Here is a 21,384-nt window from a genome sequence, read left to right as displayed (position 1 = left end):
CGCGCTCAGGCCTGGACGGGCGCTTTCGGGACGTAACCCGGAATCAAGGCCTCGAACTCGTGACGGAAGTGCTTGATCATCGCGCGCACCGGCATGGCCGCCGCGTCGCCGAGGGCGCAGATCGTGCGGCCCTGAATGTTGTCTGCCACGGAATTGAGCAAGTCCATGTCGGACGCCCTGCCCTGCCCGTTGTGGATGCGGTCCACCACGCGGTAGAGCCAGCCCGTGCCTTCGCGGCAAGGCGTGCACTGGCCGCAGGACTCGTGCATGTAGAAGTACGAGAGGCGCCGGAGCGACTCGACCATCGAGCGGCTGTCGTCCATGACGATGACGGCGCCCGAACCGAGCATGGAGCCGGCCTTGGCGATGGAGTCGTAGTCCATCGTGCATTCCATCATGATGGACGCAGGCAGCACCGGCGACGACGATCCGCCAGGGATCACAGCCTTGAGCGTGCGGCCCTTGCGAACACCGCCGCACAGCTCCAGCAGCTTGGAGAACGGCGTGCCCATGGGCACTTCGTAGTTGCCAGGCAGTTCGACGTCACCGCTCACCGAATAGATCTTGGTGCCGCCGTTGTTCGGCTTGCCGCACTCGAGGTAAGCCACGCCGCCGTTGTTGATGATCCAGGGCACCGCCGCAAAGGTCTCGGTGTTGTTGATGGTGGTCGGCTTGCCGTAGAGGCCAAAGCTCGCCGGGAACGGCGGCTTGAAGCGCGGCTGGCCCTTCTTGCCTTCGAGCGATTCGAGCAACGCGGTTTCCTCGCCGCAGATGTAGGCGCCGAAACCGTGGGCGGCGTGCAACTGGAAGTTGTACGTGCTGCCCATGATCTTGTCGCCGAGATAGCCGGCGGCGCGCGCTTCTTCGAGGGCTTCCTCGAAGCGGTCGTAGGTCTGGAAGATCTCGCCGTGGATGTAGTTGTAGCCTACGCTGATGCCCATTGCATACGCAGCAATGGCCATGCCTTCGATCACGATGTGCGGGTTGAACTGCAGGATGTCGCGGTCCTTGCACGTCCCCGGCTCGCCTTCGTCCGAATTGCAGACGAGGTACTTCTGGCCCGGGAATTGGCGGGGCATGAAGCTCCACTTAAGGCCGGTTGGAAAACCCGCGCCGCCGCGGCCGCGCAGGCCCGAGGCCTTGACTTCGGCAATGACCTGGTCGGGCGTGAGGCCCTCGGTCAGGATCTTGCGCAGCGCCTTGTAGCCGCCGCGCGCTTCGTAGTCGGCCAGGCGCCAGTTGGTACCGTCGAGGCCGGCATAGATCTGCGGCTCGATGTGGCGGTCATGGAAACAGGTCTGAACGCCCGTCGCCTGAAATTGCTGAAGCACTTGTTCGGGCGACATCACGCGGCCTCCCCTTTGGTGGTGCCGGTGGAGGCACGCAATCCGTCGATGAGCTGGTCGAGCTTCTCGTTGCTCATGAAGCTGCACATGGTGCGGTCGTTGACCAGCATCACGGGCGAATCGGCGCAGGCGCCCAGGCACTCGCTCTGCTGCAGAGTGAACAGGCCGTCGGCCGTGGTCTCGCCCATCTTGATGCCGAGCTTCTTCTCGAGGTGGACCAGCGCGGTGACGCCGTCGCGCAGCTGGCACGGCAGGTTGGTGCACACGTTGAGCTTGAACTTGCCCACCGGGTGCTGGTTGTACATGTTGTAGAAGGTCGTGACCTCGTGCACGGCAATGGGCGCCATGCCAAGGTACTCGGCGATCTCGCGCTCGCGCTGCATGCTGATGAAGCCTTCATCCTGCTGGACGATGGCCAGGCAGGCCATCACGGCCGACTGCTTGCCGGCTTCAGGGTACTTGGCGACTTCGCGCGCAAAGCGCTCGAGAATCGCGGGCTTCAGAGGAGCAGAAGGCGCCGAAGGCGCCGTGTCATGGTGGGTCGAGGAAGTCGTCATTCGCTCTTTCTCACCTGTCGATTTCGCCGAACACGATGTCCATCGTGCCGATCACCGCGACAGCGTCGGCGATCATGTGGCCGCGCGACATTTCGTCGAGGGCGGCAAGGTGCGGGAAGCCGGGGGCCCGGATCTTCAGGCGGTACGGCTTGTTGGCGCCGTCGCTCACCAGATAGATGCCAAACTCGCCCTTCGGGTGCTCGACGGCGGCATACGCCTCGCCTTCGGGCACGTGGAAGCCTTCGGTGAAGAGCTTGAAATGGTGGATCAGCTCCTCCATGTTCGCCTTCATCGATTCGCGTGCGGGCGCTGCAACCTTGTGGTTGCTGGTGATCACCGGGCCGGGGTTGGCGCGCAGCCAGGCCGAGCACTGCTGGATGATCTTGTTGGCCTGGCGCATTTCTTCCACGCGCACGAGGTAGCGGTCGTAGCAGTCGCCGGTCTTGCCGACCGGCACGTCGAACTGCATCTGGTCGTAGACGTCGTAGGGCTGCTTCTTGCGCAAGTCCCATTCGATGCCCGAGCCGCGCAGCATGGGGCCGGTGAAGCCGAGGTTCAGCGCGCGCTCCGGCGTCACGACGCCGATGCCCACGGTGCGCTGCTTCCAGATGCGGTTGTCGGTGAGCAGCGTTTCGTACTCGTCGACCATCTTGGGGAAGCGCTTGCAGAAGTCGTCGACGAAGTCGAGCAGCGAGCCCTGGCGGTTCTCGTTGAGACGTTCGATCGCCTTCGCGTTCTTGATCTTGCTGACCTTGTACTGCGGCATCGCGTCCGGCAGGTCGCGGTAGACGCCGCCCGGGCGGAAGTACGCCGCATGCATGCGCGCGCCCGACACGGCTTCGTACATGTCGAACAGGTCTTCGCGCTCGCGGAAGCAGTAGATGAGCATGTTCATCGCACCGCAATCGAGCCCGTGCGCACCGAGCCACAGGAGGTGGTTCAGCAGGCGGGTGATCTCGGCGAACATCACGCGGATGTATTGCGCGCGAATGGGCACGTCCAGGCCCATCATCCGCTCGATGGCGAGGCAGTAGGCGTGCTCGTTGCTCATCATCGACACGTAGTCGAGACGGTCCATGTACGGCAGCGACTGGATGAAGGTGCGCGATTCCGCGAGCTTTTCGGTTGCGCGGTGCAACAGGCCGATGTGCGGATCGGCGCGCTGGATCACTTCGCCGTCGAGCTCAAGCACCAGGCGCAGCACGCCGTGCGCTGCAGGATGCTGGGGACCGAAGTTAAGGGTGTAGTTCTTGATTTCGGCCATATCAGTGCAAACCGCTGCCGTAGTTGTCTTCGCGGATCACGCGCGGCGTGATTTCGCGGGGCTCGATCGATACCGGCTGGTAGACGACGCGCTTCTGCTCTTCGTCGTAGCGCATTTCAACGTGGCCGGACACCGGGAAGTCCTTGCGGAACGGATGGCCGATGAAGCCGTAGTCGGTCAGGATGCGGCGCAGGTCATCGTGACCTTCGAACACGATGCCGTAGAGGTCGAAGGCCTCGCGCTCGAACCAGGTGGCAGCGTTCCAGACGGGCTGGAGCGAATCGACCACCGGCAAGTCCTCGCTGGGCGCAAACACCTTGAGGCGCACGCGCTGGTTGAGACTCACCGAAAGCAGATGCGTGACGACGCAATAGCGCTCGCCCTGCCACTCGCCTTCGCGGTAGTCGGAGTAGTCCATGCCGCAGAGGTCGATCAGCTGCTCGAAGCGGCAGCCGGGCGCGTCGCGCAGCATCGTGGCGACTTCGATGTAGTCGGCAGCGCCGACTACCACGGTCACCTCGCCCAACGCGAGCGTCACGCTCTTGGCGCGGGCGCCGAGCGTTTCGGCGATGGTGGCGCGCAGCACCTCCGGCGATATTGCAAAGTCAGTCATCGTCGGCAATCCCCTCAGGCGCGGGCAATGGTGTTGGTGCGGCGAATCTTCTGCTGCAGCTGGATCACGCCGTAGAGCAAGGCTTCGGCGGTGGGCGGGCAACCCGGCACATAAACGTCGACAGGCACGATGCGGTCGCAGCCGCGCACCACCGAATAGCTGTAGTGGTAATAGCCACCGCCGTTGGCGCACGAGCCCATCGAGAGCACCCAGCGCGGCTCCGGCATCTGGTCGTAGACCTTGCGCAGCGCCGGCGCCATCTTGTTGCACAGCGTGCCGGCCACGATCATCAGATCGGACTGGCGGGGGCTGGGCCGAAACAGCATGCCGAAACGGTCGATGTCGTAGCGGGCCGCGCCCGCATGCATCATTTCGACCGCGCAGCAAGCCAGACCGAAAGTCATCGGCCAGAGTGATCCGGTCTTCGCCCAGTTCACCACCGAGTCGTAGGTGGTGGTGACGAAGCCTTCCTTCATGACGCCTTCAATGGCCATTTTGTCGATTCCTTGTCATTCCCAGTCGAGCGCGCCTTTTTTCCACTCGTAGACAAAGCCCACGACGAGGATGGCGAGAAAGATCATCATGGCCCAGAAGCCGACGGCGCCGATTTCCTTGAGCGCGATGGCCCACGGAAAGAGAAAGGCAATCTCGAGATCGAACAGGATGAAGAGAATGGCGACGAGGTAATAGCGCACGTCGAATTTCATGCGCGCATCCTCGAAAGCCTCGAAGCCGCACTCGTAGGGAGCGTTCTTCGCTGCGTCGGGCCGATTGGGACCCAGGATGTAGCCGATGACTTGCGGTGCGACACCTACACCGACACCGACCAGAATGAACAAAAGGACGGGGAGATAGGAATCGAGGTTCATCGGGAGATTTTTCACCGCTTGCCACCGGCAGGAAAACGCTCTGAATGAGGTTTTCTGCCAGTGAGATTTGGTGCGGTCGGCGAGACTCGAACTCGCACAGCTTTCGCCACTACCCCCTCAAGATAGCGTGTCTACCAATTTCACCACGACCGCGGTTTTTTGTTCGGATGGCATGAGGTACCTGGAAAGGTGTTTGGCTTTCCGAACAGCTTTAGAGTTTACCCTGAAATGAAGCCGTTTCTCGCTGGCGACTTCATGAAAACAACTTGATTATTTGCTCGGGATCTGGCCCGGGCCCGAAACCGGTGCGGCAGGCGCCGAAGCGGGCGGCTTGGCCGGCACCGCGGCACCCGAAGTCCCCGAAGGAATCTGACCTGCGGCACTGGATGCGGGCGCAGCGGGCGCCCCCACTGCGGCGCGCTCCAGCAGGCTACCGCCGCCCGAGGGACGCGCATGGCTGAAGTAGGCCAGGAGCAGCGTGCAGGCAAAGAACACCGCCGCCAGGACGGCCGTGGTGCGCGAAAGGAAATTCGCGCTGCCGCTGGCACCGAACAGGCTGCCGGCGCTGCCGCTGCCGAAGGCCGCGCCCATGTCGGCGCCCTTGCCGTGCTGGATCAGGATCAACCCGATCATTGCAAGGGCCGACAGCATTTGCACGCCGACCAGAAGATTGAGGACCACATTCATTCGTTCTTACTCCTAATTTGATGGCAGCCGCGGCTCGCGTTCAGCGAGCGGCAGCGGAAATGATCTGCAAAAAGTCGGGGGCCTTGAGGGAGGCACCGCCAATGAGGCCGCCGTCGATGTCGGCCTGGGAAAGCAGCTGTGCGGCGTTGGCCGCGTTCATGCTGCCGCCATAAAGAATGCAGATTCCGGCCGCGTGTTCGCTGGCGGCGTGGTGCAGTTGCGCACGCAGCACGGCGTGCACCGCCTGCGCTTGTTCCGGCGTGGCCGTCTTGCCCGTGCCAATGGCCCAGACCGGCTCGTAGGCCACGACGATTTCGCTGATGCAATGGCCGTTGACGTGGATCACCGCGGCCAGCTGACGCTTGACGACTTCTTCGGTATGCCCAGCTTCGCGCTCGGCCAGCGTTTCACCCACGCAGACGATCGGCGTGATGCCGTTTGCGAGCGCAGCCGCTGTCTTGGCCGCCACCGCTTCGTCAGTCTCGCCGTGGTATTGCCGGCGCTCCGAATGGCCGACGATCGCATAGCGCACGCCGAATTCCTTCAGCATGGCCGCCGATTGTTCGCCCGTGAACGCACCTTGCGGGTGCGCCGAAATATCCTGTGCGCCCAGCGCCATGGCCGTAGAGCCCGCCAGCAGCGCTTGCAGTTGGGCGAAGTACGGGGCTGGTGCGCAAAGCGCGATGTCGCAGCTGGCCGGCGACGCGGCCAGGCCCTGCTGCAGCGCCTTCACGAGCGCCTCGTTGGCAGCCAGGCCGCCGTTCATCTTCCAGTTGCCCGCAATCAGCTTCTTCTTGGTTGTCGTCATGTGTTGTTGCCCCTCACCATGTCAGCACGATCTTGCCGATGTGCTGGTTGGATTCCATCAGCGCATGCGCCTTGGCCGCGCCATTGGGTTCGCCATCCGCCGCAAAAGTGCTGTGGATCACGGGCTTGACCGCTCCGCTTTCGAGCAGCGGCCAGACCTTTTCGCGCAGCGCCTTGGCAATGGCGCCCTTGAACGCCACGGGCCGCGGACGCAGCGTCGAGCCGGTGATCACCAGCCGCTTGCGCAGTACCAGGCCCGCGTTGAAGTCGCTCTTGACGCCGCCCTGCACCGCGATGATCACGAGCCGGCCGTCCTCAGCCATGCATTCGATCTCACGGGCCACGTAGTCACCGGCCACCATATCGAGAATCACGTCCACGCCCTTGCCGCCGGTGAGCTTCTTCGCCTCTTCGGCGAAATCGCTCGTGCGGTAGTTGATGGCGTGGTCCGCGCCCAGTGCCTTGCAGGCTTCGCACTTGTCGTCGCTGCCGGCCGTGACGATCACAGTCGCACCCAGCGCCTTGGCGATCTGGATGGCCGTCACGCCGATGCCGCTGGATCCGCCCTGGATCAGCAGGGTCTCGCCCTTTTGCAGGCGACCCCGCTCGAACACGTTGCTCCAGACGGTGAAGAAGGTCTCGGGCAGCGACGCTGCCTCGGTGTCGCTCCAGCCCTTGGGCACCGGCAGGCATTGCGCCACGGGCGCCACGCACAGCTGTGCATAGCCACCGCCCGCGATCAGCGCGCAGACGCGGTCGCCGATCTTGAAACCCGCTTCGGCCAAAGCTGCGGCATCGCCCGACACGATCTCGCCGGCCACCTCGAGGCCCGGCAGGTCCGAAGCGCCCGGCGGCACCGGATAGTGCCCCTTGCGCTGCAGCACGTCCGGACGGTTCACACCGCTGGCCGCGACGCGAATCAGCAACTCGCCCGCACCGGCCACCGGATCAGGACGCTCCACGGCGCGCAGCACCTCAGGGGCGCCGTACGAAGTGATTTCAATGGCTTTCATGGTCTTTGGCCTGCAACGAACGCCCGCGTGCGAGCGTGGTTAGCTGTTCAAAAAGATGGCAACGGCAAAGCTGCCGTTGCACCCTTCCCTACTTACTTACTCTTGCGGCTCGCGCGGTGCGTACTGCGGCTCGCCGACGGGAGCCTGGGGCTGCTCGTTGCGGGGCTGCTGTTGTTGCTCGTTGTTGAAACGCGGCGCGCGTTCGCCGCGATCGCCACCGCGATCACCGCCACGGTCGCCACGGTCCGAGCGCTCGCGGCGCTCGCCGCCGCGATCACCGCGGTCGCCACGGTCTTCACGCGGTGCGCGCTCCTGGTACTCCATGCCGGCCGGACGCTCGGCCAGGGCCTTCATGGACAGCTTGACGCGGCCCTTTTCGTCCGTCTCGAGAACCTTGACCTTGACGATCTGGCCTTCGCTCAGATAGTCGGTCACCTTCTCGACGCGCTCGTGCGCGATCTGGCTGATGTGCAGCAGGCCGTCCTTGCCAGGCAAGAGGTTGATGAGCGCGCCGAAGTCCAGGATCTTGGTGACCGGGCCTTCGTAGACCTTGCCGATTTCGACTTCGGCAGTGATCTGTTCGATGCGCCGCTTGGCGAACTCGGCCTTTTCCGGATCGGTCGAGGCGATGGTGATGGTGCCGTCTTCGTCGATGTTGATCGTCGTGCCGGTTTCTTCCTGCAGGCCGCGGATGACCGCGCCGCCCTTGCCGATCACGTCGCGGATCTTCTCGGGGTTGATCTTGAGCGTGGTCAGGCGCGGTGCGAACTGCGACACCTCGGTCTTGGCTTCGCCCATGGCTTCTTGCATCTTGCCCAGGATGTGCATGCGCGCTTCCTTGGCCTGCGCCAGTGCGACCTGCATGATTTCCTTGGTGATGCCCTGGATCTTGATGTCCATCTGCAGCGCGGTGATGCCGTTGGTCGTGCCGGCCACCTTGAAGTCCATGTCGCCCAGGTGATCTTCGTCGCCCAGGATGTCGGTCAGCACCGCAAAGCGGTTGTCTTCCTTGATGAGTCCCATGGCGATACCGGCGACGTGGGCCTTCATCGGCACACCGGCGTCCATCATCGACAGGCAGCCGCCGCAGACCGAAGCCATCGACGAAGAGCCGTTCGATTCGGTGATTTCCGACACCACGCGAATGGTGTACGGGAATTCTTCCTTGGTCGGCAGCACGGCGACGAGTGCGCGCTTGGCCAGGCGGCCGTGGCCGATTTCGCGGCGCTTGGTCGAGCCCATGCGGCCCACTTCGCCGGTGGCAAAGGGAGGCATGTTGTAGTGGAACAGGAAGCGGTCTTCGTACTCGCCCGCCAGAGCGTCGATGCGCTGTGCGTCGCGTTCGGTGCCAAGCGTGGTGATGACCAGGCCCTGCGTCTCGCCGCGCGTGAACAGCGCCGAGCCGTGGGTGCGCGGCAGCACGGAGTTGCGGATCTCGATGGGACGCACGGTGCGCGTGTCGCGGCCGTCGATGCGGGGTTCGCCCGACAGAATCTGGCTGCGGACGATCTTCGATTCGATCGAGAACAGCAGGTCGTTGACCTTGCCGGCGTCGAAGGATTCGCCGCTTTCCTTCAGCGTGTTCATCACGCTGGCATTGGCTTCGCGCAGGGCTTGCGTGCGGGCTTGCTTGCTGCGGATTTGATAGACGGCGCGCAGCTTTTCTTCGGCCAGGCTCTTGACCTTGGCAACGAAGGCTTCGTCTTCGGCCGGCGCTTGCCAGTCCCACACCGGCTTGCCAGCGTCGCGCACGAGTTCATGAATCGCGTTGATCGCGATGTTGGCTTGTTCGTGACCGAACACCACGCCGCCCAGCATGATTTCTTCGCTGAGTTGCTGTGCTTCGGATTCGACCATCAGCACGGCGGCTTCGGTGCCGGCAACGACGAGGTCCATCTGCGAATCCTTGCGGGCGGTCTGGCCCGGATTCAGCACGTACTGGCCGTTGATGTAGCCCACGCGCGCAGCGCCGATCGGGCCGGTGAACGGAATGCCGGAAATCGACAGTGCAGCGCTCACGCCGATCATGGCGGCGATGTCGGCGTCGACTTCGGGGTTGAGCGACAGCGTGTGGATGACCACGTGCACTTCGTTCAAGAAACCTTCGGGGAACAGCGGGCGGATCGGACGGTCGATCAGGCGGCTGGTCAGGGTTTCATGTTCGCTGGGCTTGGCTTCGCGCTTGAAGAAGCTGCCAGGGATCTTGCCCGCGGCGTAGGTCTTTTCGATGTAGTCGACGGTCAGCGGGAAGAAGTCCTGGCCCGGCTTGGCGGTCTTGGAGGCGACCACGGTCGCGAGGATCACGGTGCCGTCGATGTCGACCACCACGGCGCCACTTGCCTGACGGGCGATTTCACCCGTTTCCATGACGACGGTCTTGTCGCCCCACTGGAAGGACTTGGTGACTTTGTTGAAGAGGCTCATGTTTTGCTCCTGTTTTGATAGCGAAACGCCTGTATTCGGTACAGGTTCCGCAGGGACGGAGGCTTCTCAGAACACGATGCCATTCCAGCGAAGCTCGGCGGGAACTTCATTGGAATGACACAGCTTCGCTCTGTTTTGGCACTCCGAAAGTGGGATCGCGAAGTAAAAAACGCCTGAGCTAGCGTACTAACCCAGGCGTTTTTTCATGCGATTCGGTTTACTTGCGCAGACCCAGCTTGGCGATCAGCGCGGTGTAGCGGTCGGCGTCCTTGGACTTGAGGTAGTCCAGGAGCTTGCGGCGGCGGCTCACCATGCGCAGCAGGCCGCGACGGCCATGGTGGTCCTTGGCGTGCGTCTTGAAGTGGGGGGTGAGCTCGTTGATACGGGCGGTCAGCAGTGCAACTTGCACTTCCGGGCTACCGGTGTCGTTGGCGGCGCGGGCGTTGTCCTTGACGACTTCGGCCTTGATGGAGGCTGCGATCATGTGAATTTTCCTTGTTCCGGGATGTTTGACTTGCGGTGAGCGCTGGAACTGCCCTCACCGTGCGCCTTGCGGCATGCAAAGCCATGGGATTATAGCTCGCCCCCAGGCTCCGCGCACTTCGTGTCGCTCCTCCCTCCCCCTACCGGGGGCGATGCCAGCGGCCCGGCAAAGCCGGTTCCGCGGCATCCCTGGAATGGGCGGCTCGCCTTTGGCCTCGCCCCGGCGGTTTTTGCTACTGCTTGGACAGCCAGGTTTTCAGGCGCTCGACGCCCTGAACCAGGCGCTGAGGGTCCTTGGAGGCGAAGCACCAGCGCAGCCAGCCTTGGGCTTCGGGGGCGAAGGCATTGCCGGGGGCCAGGCCGAGGCCGGCTTCGACGACCAGGCGCTTGGCCAGGGCGAGGGAGTCGCCGAAGCCCTCGAGGCGGAAGAAGGCGTACATGCCGCCCTTGGCGGGGGCCACCTGCACGCCGGGCAGTGCGACCAGGAGCGGTACCAGGGTGTCGCGGCACTGCTTCAGATGGGCCACCACGCGGGGTGTGATCTCGGCGGTGTGTTCGATGGCGGCAACGGCGGCGCGCTGGGTGAAGACGCTGGCGCAGGAGGTGTTGAACTCGATCAGCTTGCCGATGCCCTCGACCAGCGCGGGCGGCAGCACGAGCCAGCCCAGGCGCCACCCGGTCATGAGGAAGCTCTTGGAGAAGCTGTGCGTCACCACCAGCCGGTCGTCGGGCCTGGAGATGTCGAGGAAGCTGGGTGCGCAGGAGTTTGGCGTGGGTTCGAAGTAAAGGCGCTCGTACACCTCGTCGGCCAGGATCCAGGTGCCGTTTTCGCGGCAGTGGTCGAGCACAGCCTGCTGCTCTTGGCGCGTCATGGTCCAGCCGGTGGGGTTGTTGGGCGCATTGACGATCAGCAGCTTCGTCTTCGGCGTGACCGCCTTGCGCAGCGCAGCCATGTCGAGCGTCCATTCGCCGTTGGCGGGCACCAGCGACACCGTGCGCACGTGGGCGCCGAGGATCGCGGGCTGCGCCGTCAGGTTGGGCCACACCGGCGTGACCGCGACCACCTCGTCACCCGCATCGACCAGCGCCTGCACCGCCAGCATCAGCGCGCTGACGCCGCCGGAGGTGACGGCGATGCGCGACGCATCGACCTTGGGATGCAGCTTGCTGGTGTAGCCGGCAATCGCCTCGCGCAGTTCGGGCAGCCCGAGGTTGTGCGCATAGAAGGTTTCGCCGCGCTGCAGGGAGTCGATGGCCGCCTGGCGGATCACCTCGGGCGTGACCTCGTCGCTTTCTCCGAACCAGAACGCGAGCACGTCGTCGCGGCCGAGCCCGGCATTGGCAACCTCCCGGATCTTGGAGGCTTCGAGGTTGTGAATGGCTTCGCGCATGTCTTCGTTTCCTAGATTCTTTTCATTTTGCAGCTGGTCGGCAGTTCGGCGCGCTCGGGGGCAATGGTCTTGATCACGCGAAAGCCGTAGCCCGAACCTTCCACGTCGAACTGAACGCCGGGCTTGCCCAGCTTGTCCATCACGCCGACCACGAGCTGCTGCTGAAACTGATGGTCGGCCGCTCGCATGCGGCCGCGCTGCCCATAGAGGGTCACGTCGGCCTGCTCGAGCGCGCGCGCCACGGCCACCGCGTCGACACTGCCCGCGCGTTCGATCGACTGCGCCAGCGATTCCACGAGCAGCTGCATGCGCATGTGCACGTAGTCGTCGGCCGGCTTGGGAAAGCGCGTGCGGAAGGCGCGGTAGAACGCCTCGGACTGCGCGGTCTGCACGTTGGGCAGCCAGTCGGCCACCGCAATCACGCGGCCGATGCCGGCATCGCCAATGGCGGCGGGCGCGCCCAGCGCGTTGCCATAGAAGGTGTAGAAGGTGCCGTTGAAGCCGGCCTCGCGCGCTGCCTTCACCAGCAGCGTGAGGTCGTTGCCCCAATTGCCGGTGAACACCGCCTGCGCGCCGCTCGCAAGGATCTTGCTGGCGTAGGGCGCGAAGTCCTTCACCCGGCCCATCGGGTGCAGCTCGTCCCCGACGATTTCCACGTCCGGCCGCTGCACGCCCAGCTGGCGTTTCGATTCGCGCAGCACCGCCTGGCCAAAGCTGTAGTCTTGCCCGATGAGATACGCGCGCTTGAGCGCCGCATCGTCCTTCACCACTTCCATCAGCGCGGCCACGCGCATGTCGGCATGGGCATCGAAGCGAAAGTGCCAGAAGCTGCAGCGCTCGTTGGTGAGCACCGGATCGACGGCCGCGTAGTTGAGAAAAATCACGCGCCGCGAGGGATCGCGCTCGTTGTTCTTCTCGATGGCATCGACCAGTGCCGCGGCGGTGGCTGACGAGTTGCCCTGCAGCACGATGCGAGCGCCGTCGTCCATCGCGGCGCGCAGGGCTGACAGTGCCTCTTCGTTCTGTCCCTTGCTGTCGTAGCGATCGAGCTGCAGCGGCCGTGCGCCACCAGGCACGCCCGGCAGCTTGACACCGCCGCGCGCATTGACGCGCTCCACGGCCCACAGCAGGTTGCGGAAGACCGCCTCGCCCGTATTGGCGAACGGACCGCTCATGCTCTCGATCAATGCAAGGCGAATGGGCGCTGGCGGTGCCGTGGGCGTCTGGGCTAGCGCCGCAAAGGGCGTTGCGCATAGCGCCAGCGCTGCAAATTTCAAGGCCTTGCGGCGCCAAATAAAGGGGGGGTTCATTGTCTTGAAACGGGTGCGGCCATGCCTAGATGAGGTGTCAAGCGGCACTCAGGATTGAATGGCCGCGCAGTGTAAGGGACACACATTCCTTGTCCCCATTGTGTTCATTCAGGAGTTCTCACATGTTTTTCGCCCCCACCCTTCGCACGGCCCGCTTCGCTCCCCGTTCGTACGATCGCGCCTTCGAGCGCTTCGTCAACGAAGCCTTCACCGGAGCCAGCCGCTCGCCGCTCGTCGAACAGGACGAAAAGAGCTGGACGCTCTCCCTCGATGTGCCGGGCTTCTCGCGCGAAGACCTCACCATTGGCATCGAAGGTGCCGTGGTTCGCGTCGACAGCAAGGCCGAAGCCAAGCGCCAATTCAAGGCTGCGTACGAGCTGCCGCTGGACATCGACGTGGCTGCCAGCGAAGCCAAGCTCGAAAACGGCGTACTCACGCTGAAGCTCGGCAAAAAGGTGCCTGCTAGCCAAGTTTCTGCGTTGCAGATCAGCTGAGCTCGCAAAGCCCCCGAGAGGAAAGTGTCGTTAACTTTTGTTTTTGACTTTGTTCGCACTCCCTATTCACAATAGGGCAGCGGATAACGTCACATCATGTGACGTTTTCACATTTTTTCTCTTCGTGGGCGTCTCGCAAGCGCACCGAATCTCGGCGGTGCGGATTCGGGTGCCCCCTCAAGGCCACCATGATCACGCACCTCAAGTCAGCCAAAGACAATGAACGGTCCGATACGCTCCTGGTCTTCCTGCCGGGCGCCTATCTGAAACCCGACGAATTCGAACGCGAAGGCTTCATCAGCGCCGTGCGCGAGCGCCATCTGGCGGCCGATTCGCTGCTGGTGGATGCCGACGTTTCCTACTACTACGACCAGACGCTCAGCGAGCGCCTGCACGCGGACGTCATCGAACCCCAGCGGGCCTTGGGCTACAAGTCGATCTGGCTGGTGGGCATCTCGATCGGCGGTTTCGGCGCGCTGATCCATGAATTGTCCAGGCCGGGCTCGGTGGACGGCATCGTCGCGCTGGCCCCTTACCTGGGGCGGCGCGTGCTTGGTGCCGAGATCCTCAAGGCCGGCGGCCTGCGCACATGGCAGGCGCCCAGCGGCCCTTTGCCCGACGAGGAAGTCGACCGCAAGCTGTGGCCGTGGTTCAAGCAATACCTGGAACCCCAGCAGGCCCGGAAGCTGCCACAGCTCTATCTCGGCTTTGGCCTGGACGACCGCTTTGCCAGCAACCACAAGCTGCTGGCTGATGCCTTGCCCGAAGGCCGCGTCTTCACGACCGAGGGCGGGCACGACTGGCCGCAGTGGCGCCAGCTGTGGCGCAACATGCTCGACGTGCTGCCGGTGCCCTCGCTCGGCCGCTCGCCGCGCCCCGCTGTAGCTAGGCGGGCACCTGCGAGGGTGTCTCGGGCGTCATCAGCGAAGCCATGGGCCATCGCGGCTTGACGTCGAAGGCGTAGCGCTCGCTGGCCTCGGCCAAGCCTGATTGCAGCCGCATGGCCGCCGCCATGGCAATCATCGCGCCGTTGTCGGTGCACAGGTGCAGTTCCGGATAGTGCACGCGCACGCTGCGCTTAGCGCAGGCGGCGTTCAACTGCTCGCGCAGGCTTCGGTTCGCGCCCACCCCGCCGGCCACCACGAGCCGCTTGAGCCCGGTCTGCTCAAGCGCCGCCATCGACTTCTTCAGCAGCACTTCGACGATCGCCGCCTGCGTCGATGCGGCAAGGTCCGCCTTGTTCGCTTCGAGCTCGGTGCCGAGCTTCTTGGCTTGGGTCAGCACCGCGGTTTTGAGTCCGGCGAACGAGAAATCCAGATCACCGCTGTGCAAAAGCGGCCGCGGCAGCTTGAAGGCGGTGGCGTTGCCCTCTTCCGCCAGCTTGGCCAGCCAAGGGCCGCCCGGATACGGCAGGCCCATGAGCTTGGCGCTCTTGTCGAAGGCCTCGCCGGCCGCGTCGTCGATGGTTTCGCCCAGGAGCTGGTAGCGCCCGACGCCGTCGACCCGCATCAGCTGGGTATGTCCACCCGAAACCAGAAGCGCAACGAAGGGGAACTCCGGCGGATCCGCGCTCAGGAAAGGCGAAAGCAGATGCCCTTCGAGGTGATGCACGCCGAGCACCGGCTTGCCAAGCGCCGCGCCCAGAGCGCACGCCACGCCCGCGCCCACCAGCAAAGCCCCCGCAAGGCCCGGCCCGCGCGTGTAGGCAACCACGTCGATTTCGGCCAGCGAGCGCCCCGCTTCGCCCATGACGGTTTCGGTCAGCGGAAGCACGCGGCGGATGTGGTCGCGGCTGGCCAGTTCGGGCACCACGCCGCCGTAGGCCTGGTGCATGGCGATCTGGCTGTGAAGCGCGTGCGCGCGCAAGAGCGGCAGCGCATTGCCGTGCGATTCGACCAGCGCAACGCCAGTTTCGTCGCAGGAGGATTCGATACCCAGGAGAAGCATGCGTCGAGTGTAGGCGGCGCAGAATGTCCGCACGGCACGGATGTTGCAGCAAGGCTGTGGTTTCCCCTCCTCACCATGAAATCCGGACTGAGTTTTCTGATCGCCGCCAGAAAGTGCGAAATCGACGAGCTGGACCAGCTCGCGCGCACGAGCGACCTGGTCGGCCTGATCGCGCGTCTGGTTCATGCGCTGCAGCGGGAGCGCGGCATGTCCAACGTGTTTCTCGCGTCGCGCGGCGTGCGCTTTGCCGACCAGCGCGATCCGCAGATCGCCGAATGCCTGGCGCTCGAAGAGGCGGTGCGCGCCGGTTTCGACCAGCTCGAAACCGAGGCGCGGCCCGGCGCCACTGCGGGCAATAGCGCCCGTCTCTTCAGCCGCATTGCGTGGGTGCTTCCCGGACTCGACGGCCTGCCCGCCCTGCGCCGCCGCGTCAGCGCGCTCGAGCTGACGCCCGCGCAAGCCACCGCGGCTTTCGCGAAGCTCGTCGCCGGCTTGCTGGCCGTGGTGTTCGAGGCGGCCGACGGCGCCACCGACCCCGAGATCTCGCGCCTCCTGGTCGCGATGTTCAATTTCATGCAGGGCAAGGAGTTCGCGGGGCAGGAGCGCGCATTCGGCGCCGCCACGCTGGCCGTGGGCCGCCGCGACGAGGCGCAGCGCCAGCAATGGCTGCATCTCATCGAACTGCAGGAGCGCTGCTTCCAGGTCTTCATCGATTTCTCGAGCGCCAGTGTGTTGGCGCTTTGGCATCAGAGCCAATCCGACGTGGCCACGGCCGAGATCGAGCGCATGCGCCGCATCAGCGTGACCTCGGCCCAGGCGGCTTCGGCGGCCGCGCCCGACCCTCGCATGAGCCAAGCCTGGTTCGACAGCTGCACACGCCGCATCGACGCCATGAAGTCCGTCGAGGACCGACTGGCCGCCGACCTGCGCGAGCTCTGCACCCGCAAGACCACCGAGGCGCGCAGCGAGCTGCAGAGGTACGAGGAAGTGCTGGACACCCTGGCGCCCCAAGCAGAAGGCGCCGCCTTCTTCGACCACACCGACACCCGGGCTACGGAGCCCGCCCCTTACGGCCGGCACCTGGAGCGCTCGGTGCTCGACATGGTCCAGGAGCAATCACGCCGCCTGCAGGCGATGAGCGACGAGCTCGAAACCGTGCGCGCCTCGCTCAACGAGCGCAAGCTGGTCGAGCGCGCCAAGGGCCTCTTGATGGCGCATCGTCGGATGAGCGAGGGTGAAGCCCACAAGATGCTGCTGCAGACGGCCATGAATCAGAAGCGCCGGCTCGTCGACGTGGCCGAGTCGATGCTGGCCATGGCCGACTACCTGCCCCTGGCCGAGGCGCCCCAGCGCTGAAGAAGCGGGCACGAGCGCACGAATTGGTGCGGCGCACAACAATCGTGCACGTAACCGGCTTTCAGCCCCAGCGATCCGGGAAACACACTGCAAGCCGCTCTCCTGCTGCCTATTTGATAGCGGACGAGGGGTTCGAAAAGCTGGCACACAGTTTGCTGAAGTAGTACATGGACCCCTGGGTCCCAGGCAGGCAAACATCCAACGGCGGGTGTTTGCCGACCGACATCGGACAAAGGCGTCCCCATCCCGCAAGGGCTCGTTTTCGAGCGTCCCTTGTGCGGTGCGGACGCCTTTTTTGTTTTTTGTTTTTCATTTTTGTTGTCCTTCAACCGGAGCCCGTCACATGACCGACCTGCTGAAAACCCGCCTCAGCCGCCGCCGCGTACTGCAAGCCGCCGCCATCGGCGCCGTGGGTATCGATCCCGCCCTGCGCGCCGCCGTCTGGGCCCAGGGCTCCGACAAGCCGGAGAAGGAGGAAGTGAAGATCGGCTTTATCCCGCTGACCGACTGCGCCAGCGTGGTGATGGCCTCCGTGCTGGGCATCGACAAGAAGTACGGCGTGAAGATCGTGCCCAGCAAGGAGGCCAGCTGGGCCGGCGTGCGCGACAAGCTCTCCAACGGCGACCTGGACATGGCGCACGTGCTCTACGGCCTGGTCTACGGCATGCACCTGGGCCTGAGCGGCCCCAAGAAGGACATGGCCGTGCTCATGACCCTCAACAACAACGGCCAGGCCATCACGCTGTCGAAAAAGCTCGCCGACAAGGGCGCGGTGGACGCGGCCTCGCTCGCCAAGCTCATCGCCACCGAAAAGCGCGAATACACCTTTGCCCAGACCTTCCCCACGGGCACCCACGCGATGTGGCTCTATTACTGGCTGGCCTCGGCGGGCATCGATCCGTTCAAGGACGTCAAGAACATCACCGTGCCGCCTCCGCAGATGGTGGCCAACATGCGCGTGGGCAACATGGACGGCTACTGCGTGGGCGAGCCCTGGGGCCAGCGCGCGATCATGGACGGCATCGGCGTGACAGCCATCACCACGCAGGACATCTGGAAGGACCATCCGGAGAAAGTGCTCGGCACCACGGGCGACTTCGTCAAGAAGTACCCCAACACCGCGCGCGCCGTCACCGCGGCCATCATCGAAGCCGGCAAGTGGATCGACACGGGCCTGCAGAACAAGAACAAGATGGCCGAGACCATTGCCGACAAGAGCTACGTCAACACCAGTGTGGATGCCATCAACCAGCGCATCCTGGGCCGCTACATCAACGGCATGGGCAAGAGCTGGGACGACCCTAACCACATGAAGTTCTACAACGGCGGCGCCGTGACCTTCCCCTACCTGTCGGACGGCATGTGGTTCCTCACGCAGCACAAGCGCTGGGGCCTGCTCAAGGAGCATCCGGATTACCTGAAGGTGGCCACCGAGATCAACCGCATCGACATCTACAAGCAGGCCGCGGCCGCCACGCAGACGCCCGTGCCCAAAGACGTATTGCGCACCAGCAAGCTGTTCGACGGCACCGTGTGGGACGGCAAGGACCCGAAGAAGTACGCCGATTCATTCAAGCTGCATGTCTGAGGAGAAACACATCATGGTCAGTGCTGTATTTCATTCGCCGATGGACGCATCTCTCCCTCTTCCGCGTGCGGGAGAGGGCCGGAGCGAGAGCGTGCCCCGCGCCGAGGCTGCCCCTCACCCGACCCCTCTCCCCAGAGTGGAGAGGGAGAAAAAGCAACGCTCCCCCATCGACCTGCGCGCCTTCTGGATGCGCGTGCTGCCGCCACTCGCGGGCTTCGGCTTGCTGGTGCTGATCTGGGAGCTGGTCGCCATGAAAAGCACCACCGGCTTTCCGTCGCCGCTGGTCACCTGGCAGCAGGCGCTCACCGTGTTCAGCGATCCGTTCTACAGCAAGGGTCCCAACGACCAGGGCGTGGGCTGGAACGTGCTCTCGTCGCTGCAGCGGGTGGCGCTGGGCTTCGGGCTTGCCGCGGCTGTCGGCATTCCGGCGGGCTTTGCGATCGGGCGCTTCGAGTTTCTCTCGCGCATGTTCAATCCGCTGATCAGCCTGCTGCGTCCGGTGTCACCGCTCGCATGGCTTCCCATCGGCCTTCTGGTGTTCAAGGGCGCGAACCCCGCAGCCATCTGGACCATCTTCATCTGCTCGATCTGGCCGATGGTGATCAACACCGCCGTGGGCGTGCAGCGCGTGCCGAGCGACTACATGAACGTGGCCAAGGTGCTGAATCTGTCCGAGTGGAAGATCTTTACCAAGATCCTCTTCCCCGCCGTGCTGCCCTACATGCTGACCGGCGTGCGCCTGGCCGTGGGCACCGCGTGGCTCGTGATCGTTGCGGCCGAAATGCTCACCGGCGGCGTCGGTATCGGCTTCTGGGTGTGGGACGAGTGGAACAACCTCAACGTCGCCAACATCATCATTGCCATCTTTGTCATCGGCATCGTGGGCCTGGTGCTGGAGTTCGCGCTGATCAAGCTTGCTACGGCATTCACGTTCGAAGAGGTGAAGTCATGAATGATGATTCCAAGTACATCGAGATCCATGGCGTCGAGCAGCGCTTCAAGACAGCCAAGGGCAGCTTTCTTGCCCTGCAGGGCGTCAACCTGAACGTGGCCAAGGGCGAGTTCGTCACGCTCATCGGCCATTCGGGCTGCGGCAAGTCCACGCTGCTGAACCTCATCGCCGGCCTGACCACGCCGACGGAGGGCGTGCTGCTGTGCGCCAACAGGGAAATCAAAGGTCCGGGGCCCGAGCGCGCGGTGGTCTTCCAGAACCACTCGCTGCTGCCTTGGCTCACCTGCTTCGAGAACGTGTACCTCGCCGTCGAGCGCGTTTTTGCGGCTACTGAAAACAAGGCGCAGTTGCGCGCGCGCACCGATGCGGCGCTCGCGTTGGTCGGCCTCACGCCGGCGGCGCAAAAGCGCCCCGGTGAAATCTCGGGCGGCATGAAGCAGCGCGTGGGCATTGCGCGCGCACTGTCGATGGAACCCAAGGTGCTGCTGATGGACGAGCCCTTCGGCGCTCTCGACGCACTCACGCGCGCCAAGCTGCAGGACGAGCTGCTCGCCATCGTGCAAAAGACGCAGAGCACCGTCGTCATGGTCACGCACGACGTTGACGAGGCGGTGCTCCTGAGCGACCGCATCGTGATGCTCACCAACGGCCCGGCCGCCACCATCGGCGAAGTGCTGGCGGTGGACATCGCTCGTCCACGCAATCGCGTCGAACTGGCCGAAGATCCGGTCTACGTGCACGCCCGCAAGGCAGTGATCGATTTTCTCTACACGCGCCAGGCGCACGTGGAGAAGGTCGCGGCCTGACCCAGCGAGCGCGGCACAAGCGGCGTCAGGACATGATGACCTGCAAGCTGTGCTCGTACCAGGCCGTGAGACGCTCGAAGGTGTCCACCAGCGCTTCGCTGGAACGCACCAGCGTCGCGCGGCCTTCGGGGCTGTCGAGCGCCTGCACGCCACCCACCAGGCGCAGCCATTCGTCGCGCGCGGCAGCCAGCGCGGCGCGGATTTCGGGCGAGCTGAGGGGCGCACGCTCCAGTTCGCCCAGCGCCGCCTCGAACTCGTTCATGGTCGGCAGCAGCCGGTCGCGCGAAGCCTCTGCCGCGATGGTCGACGCAAGCAATGCGTCTTTCGCGAGGCGCTGCGCGCGCATGCGCTGGCGCCCGCAAATGTTCACGATGCGCAGCGCCCGCCGCGCACCGGAGGCTTCCAGTGCATCGGTCATGGCCTCGGCCGCTGACAGCAGGGCCTCGCCTCGCGCATCGATATCGGCGAGCCCTTGCGGCGCCGGCTTCGCGGCCAGCAAGGTGGCCAACTCTTCCCAGGCCGCCCGCACCTCGCACAGCGCCTTCACGCCGGCCGCGTCCAGGTCGAGGGTTGCCAGATGATCCAGGTTCTGCTGCACCCGCTCAGTCGATTGCGTGCGCAAGACCCGCGCGCGCTGCACGTCGATGCCGCCAAGCAGCTGCGCCGCCACGCGCACCAGCCGCTGCGAGAGCATGCGCAGCTGGCCGGCGCGGTTGATGGCGTCGGCCCATTGCGCGGCCTCGATGACCGAACGCGACACCTCCCCCAATCGCAGGTTGGCATGCATGGCGGCGCCGCGCAGCAGGCCGAAAGCCTCGTCCTCGCCAATGCCTCGTGCAGACATCAAGAGGCCCTTGGCGCGATCGACCCACTTGCGCTCGTCCATGCGTGTGCGCAAACCCTCGAGTTCGGTGCGCAGCGCGGCTTCGCGCTGCCAGCGGGCCTGCGCCCTGGCCGTCAGGCCCGCCAGCGAAGCAGCGTCGAATGCATCGAGCGGCGCCCACGCGTGCACACCGAGCGCGACCAGAGATTCGTGCTGCGTACCGTCGAGCGGCGCGCTCACGAGGCCGAGCGCACACGGTGGGGCGCCGTTCCATTCCTTCAGGGCATCGAGCAGCGACTGCAGCTGGTGCACCGGTGCCGGCAGCCAGGCCAGCACCTGTTGCGGTGCAAACGCACCCACCTGCTGCACCAGCGTGTGGCAGGTGGCCCGCTCTCTCACGACGGCGCCAGCACTCGCCAGCGCCTGCTGCAGGGGCTCCGGCAATGGTGCAGGGTCGGCGAATTCATTGGGCAGGACGACGAGAAGGGACATCATGGCAAAGCGGTTGAAGGCAGGGCAAGCATAGGCCACGCCGGCTCGTTTTCGCAGGCACGCCTCTTGCATCGATCAGGGTGCGGTGTAACGAAGCACCGCTTTGGTGAAGCTGCAGGCTCCTGCATCCGTCCCGGCATCCCTCATGCCGGGAAGCACCCC

Annotated in this window: 21 protein-coding genes and 1 tRNA gene; 6 read left to right on the top strand and 16 right to left on the bottom strand. The window is 64.6% G+C overall.

The window, feature by feature from the left end:
* Window positions 1-5: 5 nt before the first annotated feature.
* From nuoF to J2X92_RS15675, 14 genes are all read right to left on the bottom strand, one after another.
* The gene (gene nuoF, locus J2X92_RS15740) at window positions 6-1,346 is read right to left on the bottom strand and encodes an NADH-quinone oxidoreductase subunit NuoF (RefSeq protein WP_055805162.1); all 1,341 of its coding nucleotides are present in this window, start codon (window positions 1,344-1,346) and stop codon (window positions 6-8) included.
* Window positions 1,346-1,903: an NADH-quinone oxidoreductase subunit NuoE family protein gene (locus J2X92_RS15735; RefSeq protein WP_235505149.1), complete on the bottom strand. Its 558-nt coding sequence runs from the start codon at window positions 1,901-1,903 to the stop codon at window positions 1,346-1,348. Before J2X92_RS15735 ends, nuoF begins: the two co-directional genes overlap by 1 nt.
* 10 nt (window positions 1,904-1,913) lie before the next feature.
* Window positions 1,914-3,167, bottom strand: a complete 1,254-nt coding sequence (locus tag J2X92_RS15730) for an NADH-quinone oxidoreductase subunit D (RefSeq protein ID WP_307576891.1) — start codon at window positions 3,165-3,167, stop codon at window positions 1,914-1,916.
* Window position 3,168: 1 nt separating this feature from the next.
* The gene (locus tag J2X92_RS15725) at window positions 3,169-3,780 is read right to left on the bottom strand and encodes an NADH-quinone oxidoreductase subunit C (protein ID WP_307576890.1); all 612 of its coding nucleotides are present in this window, start codon (window positions 3,778-3,780) and stop codon (window positions 3,169-3,171) included.
* Between the two features lie 14 nt (window positions 3,781-3,794).
* Complete coding sequence (locus J2X92_RS15720) at window positions 3,795-4,274, bottom strand: NuoB/complex I 20 kDa subunit family protein (protein ID WP_012748606.1); 480 nt, start codon at window positions 4,272-4,274, stop codon at window positions 3,795-3,797.
* Between the two features lie 15 nt (window positions 4,275-4,289).
* Window positions 4,290-4,649 (bottom strand): NADH-quinone oxidoreductase subunit A, encoded by a 360-nt coding sequence (locus J2X92_RS15715; protein WP_055805154.1) that lies wholly within the window; start codon window positions 4,647-4,649, stop codon window positions 4,290-4,292.
* 68 nt (window positions 4,650-4,717) lie between these two features.
* Window positions 4,718-4,802, bottom strand: a tRNA-Leu gene (locus J2X92_RS15710).
* Between the two features lie 117 nt (window positions 4,803-4,919).
* Window positions 4,920-5,336, bottom strand: a complete 417-nt coding sequence (gene secG, locus J2X92_RS15705; RefSeq protein ID WP_307576889.1) for a preprotein translocase subunit SecG — start codon at window positions 5,334-5,336, stop codon at window positions 4,920-4,922.
* 40 nt (window positions 5,337-5,376) lie between these two features.
* A complete protein-coding gene (gene tpiA, locus J2X92_RS15700) occupies window positions 5,377-6,144 on the bottom strand; it encodes a triose-phosphate isomerase (protein WP_307576888.1) in 768 nt (255 codons plus the stop codon).
* Window positions 6,145-6,157: 13 nt separating this feature from the next.
* A complete protein-coding gene (locus tag J2X92_RS15695) occupies window positions 6,158-7,156 on the bottom strand; it encodes an NAD(P)H-quinone oxidoreductase (RefSeq protein ID WP_307576887.1) in 999 nt (332 codons plus the stop codon).
* Between the two features lie 96 nt (window positions 7,157-7,252).
* A complete protein-coding gene (gene pnp / locus J2X92_RS15690; RefSeq protein WP_307576886.1) occupies window positions 7,253-9,580 on the bottom strand; it encodes a polyribonucleotide nucleotidyltransferase in 2,328 nt (775 codons plus the stop codon).
* A gap of 217 nt (window positions 9,581-9,797) precedes the next feature.
* On the bottom strand, window positions 9,798-10,064 hold the full coding sequence (gene rpsO / locus J2X92_RS15685) for a 30S ribosomal protein S15 (RefSeq protein ID WP_007837783.1): 267 nt from the start codon (window positions 10,062-10,064) through the stop codon (window positions 9,798-9,800).
* A gap of 232 nt (window positions 10,065-10,296) precedes the next feature.
* The gene (locus J2X92_RS15680) at window positions 10,297-11,454 is read right to left on the bottom strand and encodes a pyridoxal phosphate-dependent aminotransferase (protein WP_307576885.1); all 1,158 of its coding nucleotides are present in this window, start codon (window positions 11,452-11,454) and stop codon (window positions 10,297-10,299) included.
* 11 nt (window positions 11,455-11,465) lie between these two features.
* Entirely contained in the window at window positions 11,466-12,764 is a 1,299-nt protein-coding gene (locus J2X92_RS15675) for a branched-chain amino acid ABC transporter substrate-binding protein (protein ID WP_307576884.1), read from the bottom strand.
* Between the two features lie 122 nt (window positions 12,765-12,886).
* Between J2X92_RS15675 and J2X92_RS15670 the strand changes: the two genes are divergently transcribed.
* The gene (locus J2X92_RS15670; protein ID WP_307576883.1) at window positions 12,887-13,258 is read left to right on the top strand and encodes an Hsp20/alpha crystallin family protein; all 372 of its coding nucleotides are present in this window, start codon (window positions 12,887-12,889) and stop codon (window positions 13,256-13,258) included.
* A gap of 188 nt (window positions 13,259-13,446) precedes the next feature.
* Complete coding sequence (locus tag J2X92_RS15665; RefSeq protein WP_307576882.1) at window positions 13,447-14,208, top strand: alpha/beta hydrolase-fold protein; 762 nt, start codon at window positions 13,447-13,449, stop codon at window positions 14,206-14,208.
* On the opposite strand, the gene tsaD is transcribed toward J2X92_RS15665, so the two are convergent.
* Complete coding sequence (tsaD, locus tag J2X92_RS15660) at window positions 14,144-15,205, bottom strand: tRNA (adenosine(37)-N6)-threonylcarbamoyltransferase complex transferase subunit TsaD (protein ID WP_307576881.1); 1,062 nt, start codon at window positions 15,203-15,205, stop codon at window positions 14,144-14,146. The genes J2X92_RS15665 and tsaD overlap by 65 nt on opposite strands.
* Window positions 15,206-15,280: 75 nt before the next feature.
* Here tsaD and J2X92_RS15655 point away from each other — a divergent pair, with 75 nt between their 5' ends.
* From J2X92_RS15655 to J2X92_RS15640, 4 genes are all read left to right on the top strand, one after another.
* Window positions 15,281-16,561: a nitrate regulatory protein gene (locus J2X92_RS15655; protein WP_307576880.1), complete on the top strand. Its 1,281-nt coding sequence runs from the start codon at window positions 15,281-15,283 to the stop codon at window positions 16,559-16,561.
* Window positions 16,562-16,904: 343 nt separating this feature from the next.
* Window positions 16,905-18,149, top strand: a complete 1,245-nt coding sequence (locus tag J2X92_RS15650; RefSeq protein WP_307576879.1) for a CmpA/NrtA family ABC transporter substrate-binding protein — start codon at window positions 16,905-16,907, stop codon at window positions 18,147-18,149.
* Window positions 18,150-18,162: 13 nt separating this feature from the next.
* A complete protein-coding gene (gene ntrB / locus J2X92_RS15645) occupies window positions 18,163-19,101 on the top strand; it encodes a nitrate ABC transporter permease (RefSeq protein ID WP_307576878.1) in 939 nt (312 codons plus the stop codon).
* On the top strand, window positions 19,098-19,907 hold the full coding sequence (locus J2X92_RS15640; RefSeq protein ID WP_307576877.1) for an ABC transporter ATP-binding protein: 810 nt from the start codon (window positions 19,098-19,100) through the stop codon (window positions 19,905-19,907). The genes ntrB and J2X92_RS15640 overlap by 4 nt, the downstream gene beginning before the upstream one ends.
* Window positions 19,908-19,932: 25 nt before the next feature.
* Here J2X92_RS15640 and J2X92_RS15635 read toward each other — a convergent pair whose 3' ends face one another.
* Window positions 19,933-21,225, bottom strand: coding sequence for a type IV pili methyl-accepting chemotaxis transducer N-terminal domain-containing protein (locus J2X92_RS15635; protein ID WP_307576876.1), 1,293 nt, complete (start codon window positions 21,223-21,225; stop codon window positions 19,933-19,935).
* Window positions 21,226-21,384: the final 159 nt, after the last annotated feature.

It is taken from the genome of Variovorax paradoxus (assembly GCF_030811855.1).
Taxonomy (GTDB): Bacteria; Pseudomonadota; Gammaproteobacteria; order Burkholderiales; family Burkholderiaceae_C; genus Variovorax; species Variovorax paradoxus_L.
Note: the sequence above shows the minus strand (reverse complement) of the source record. Positions and strands in the feature narration are given on the sequence as shown.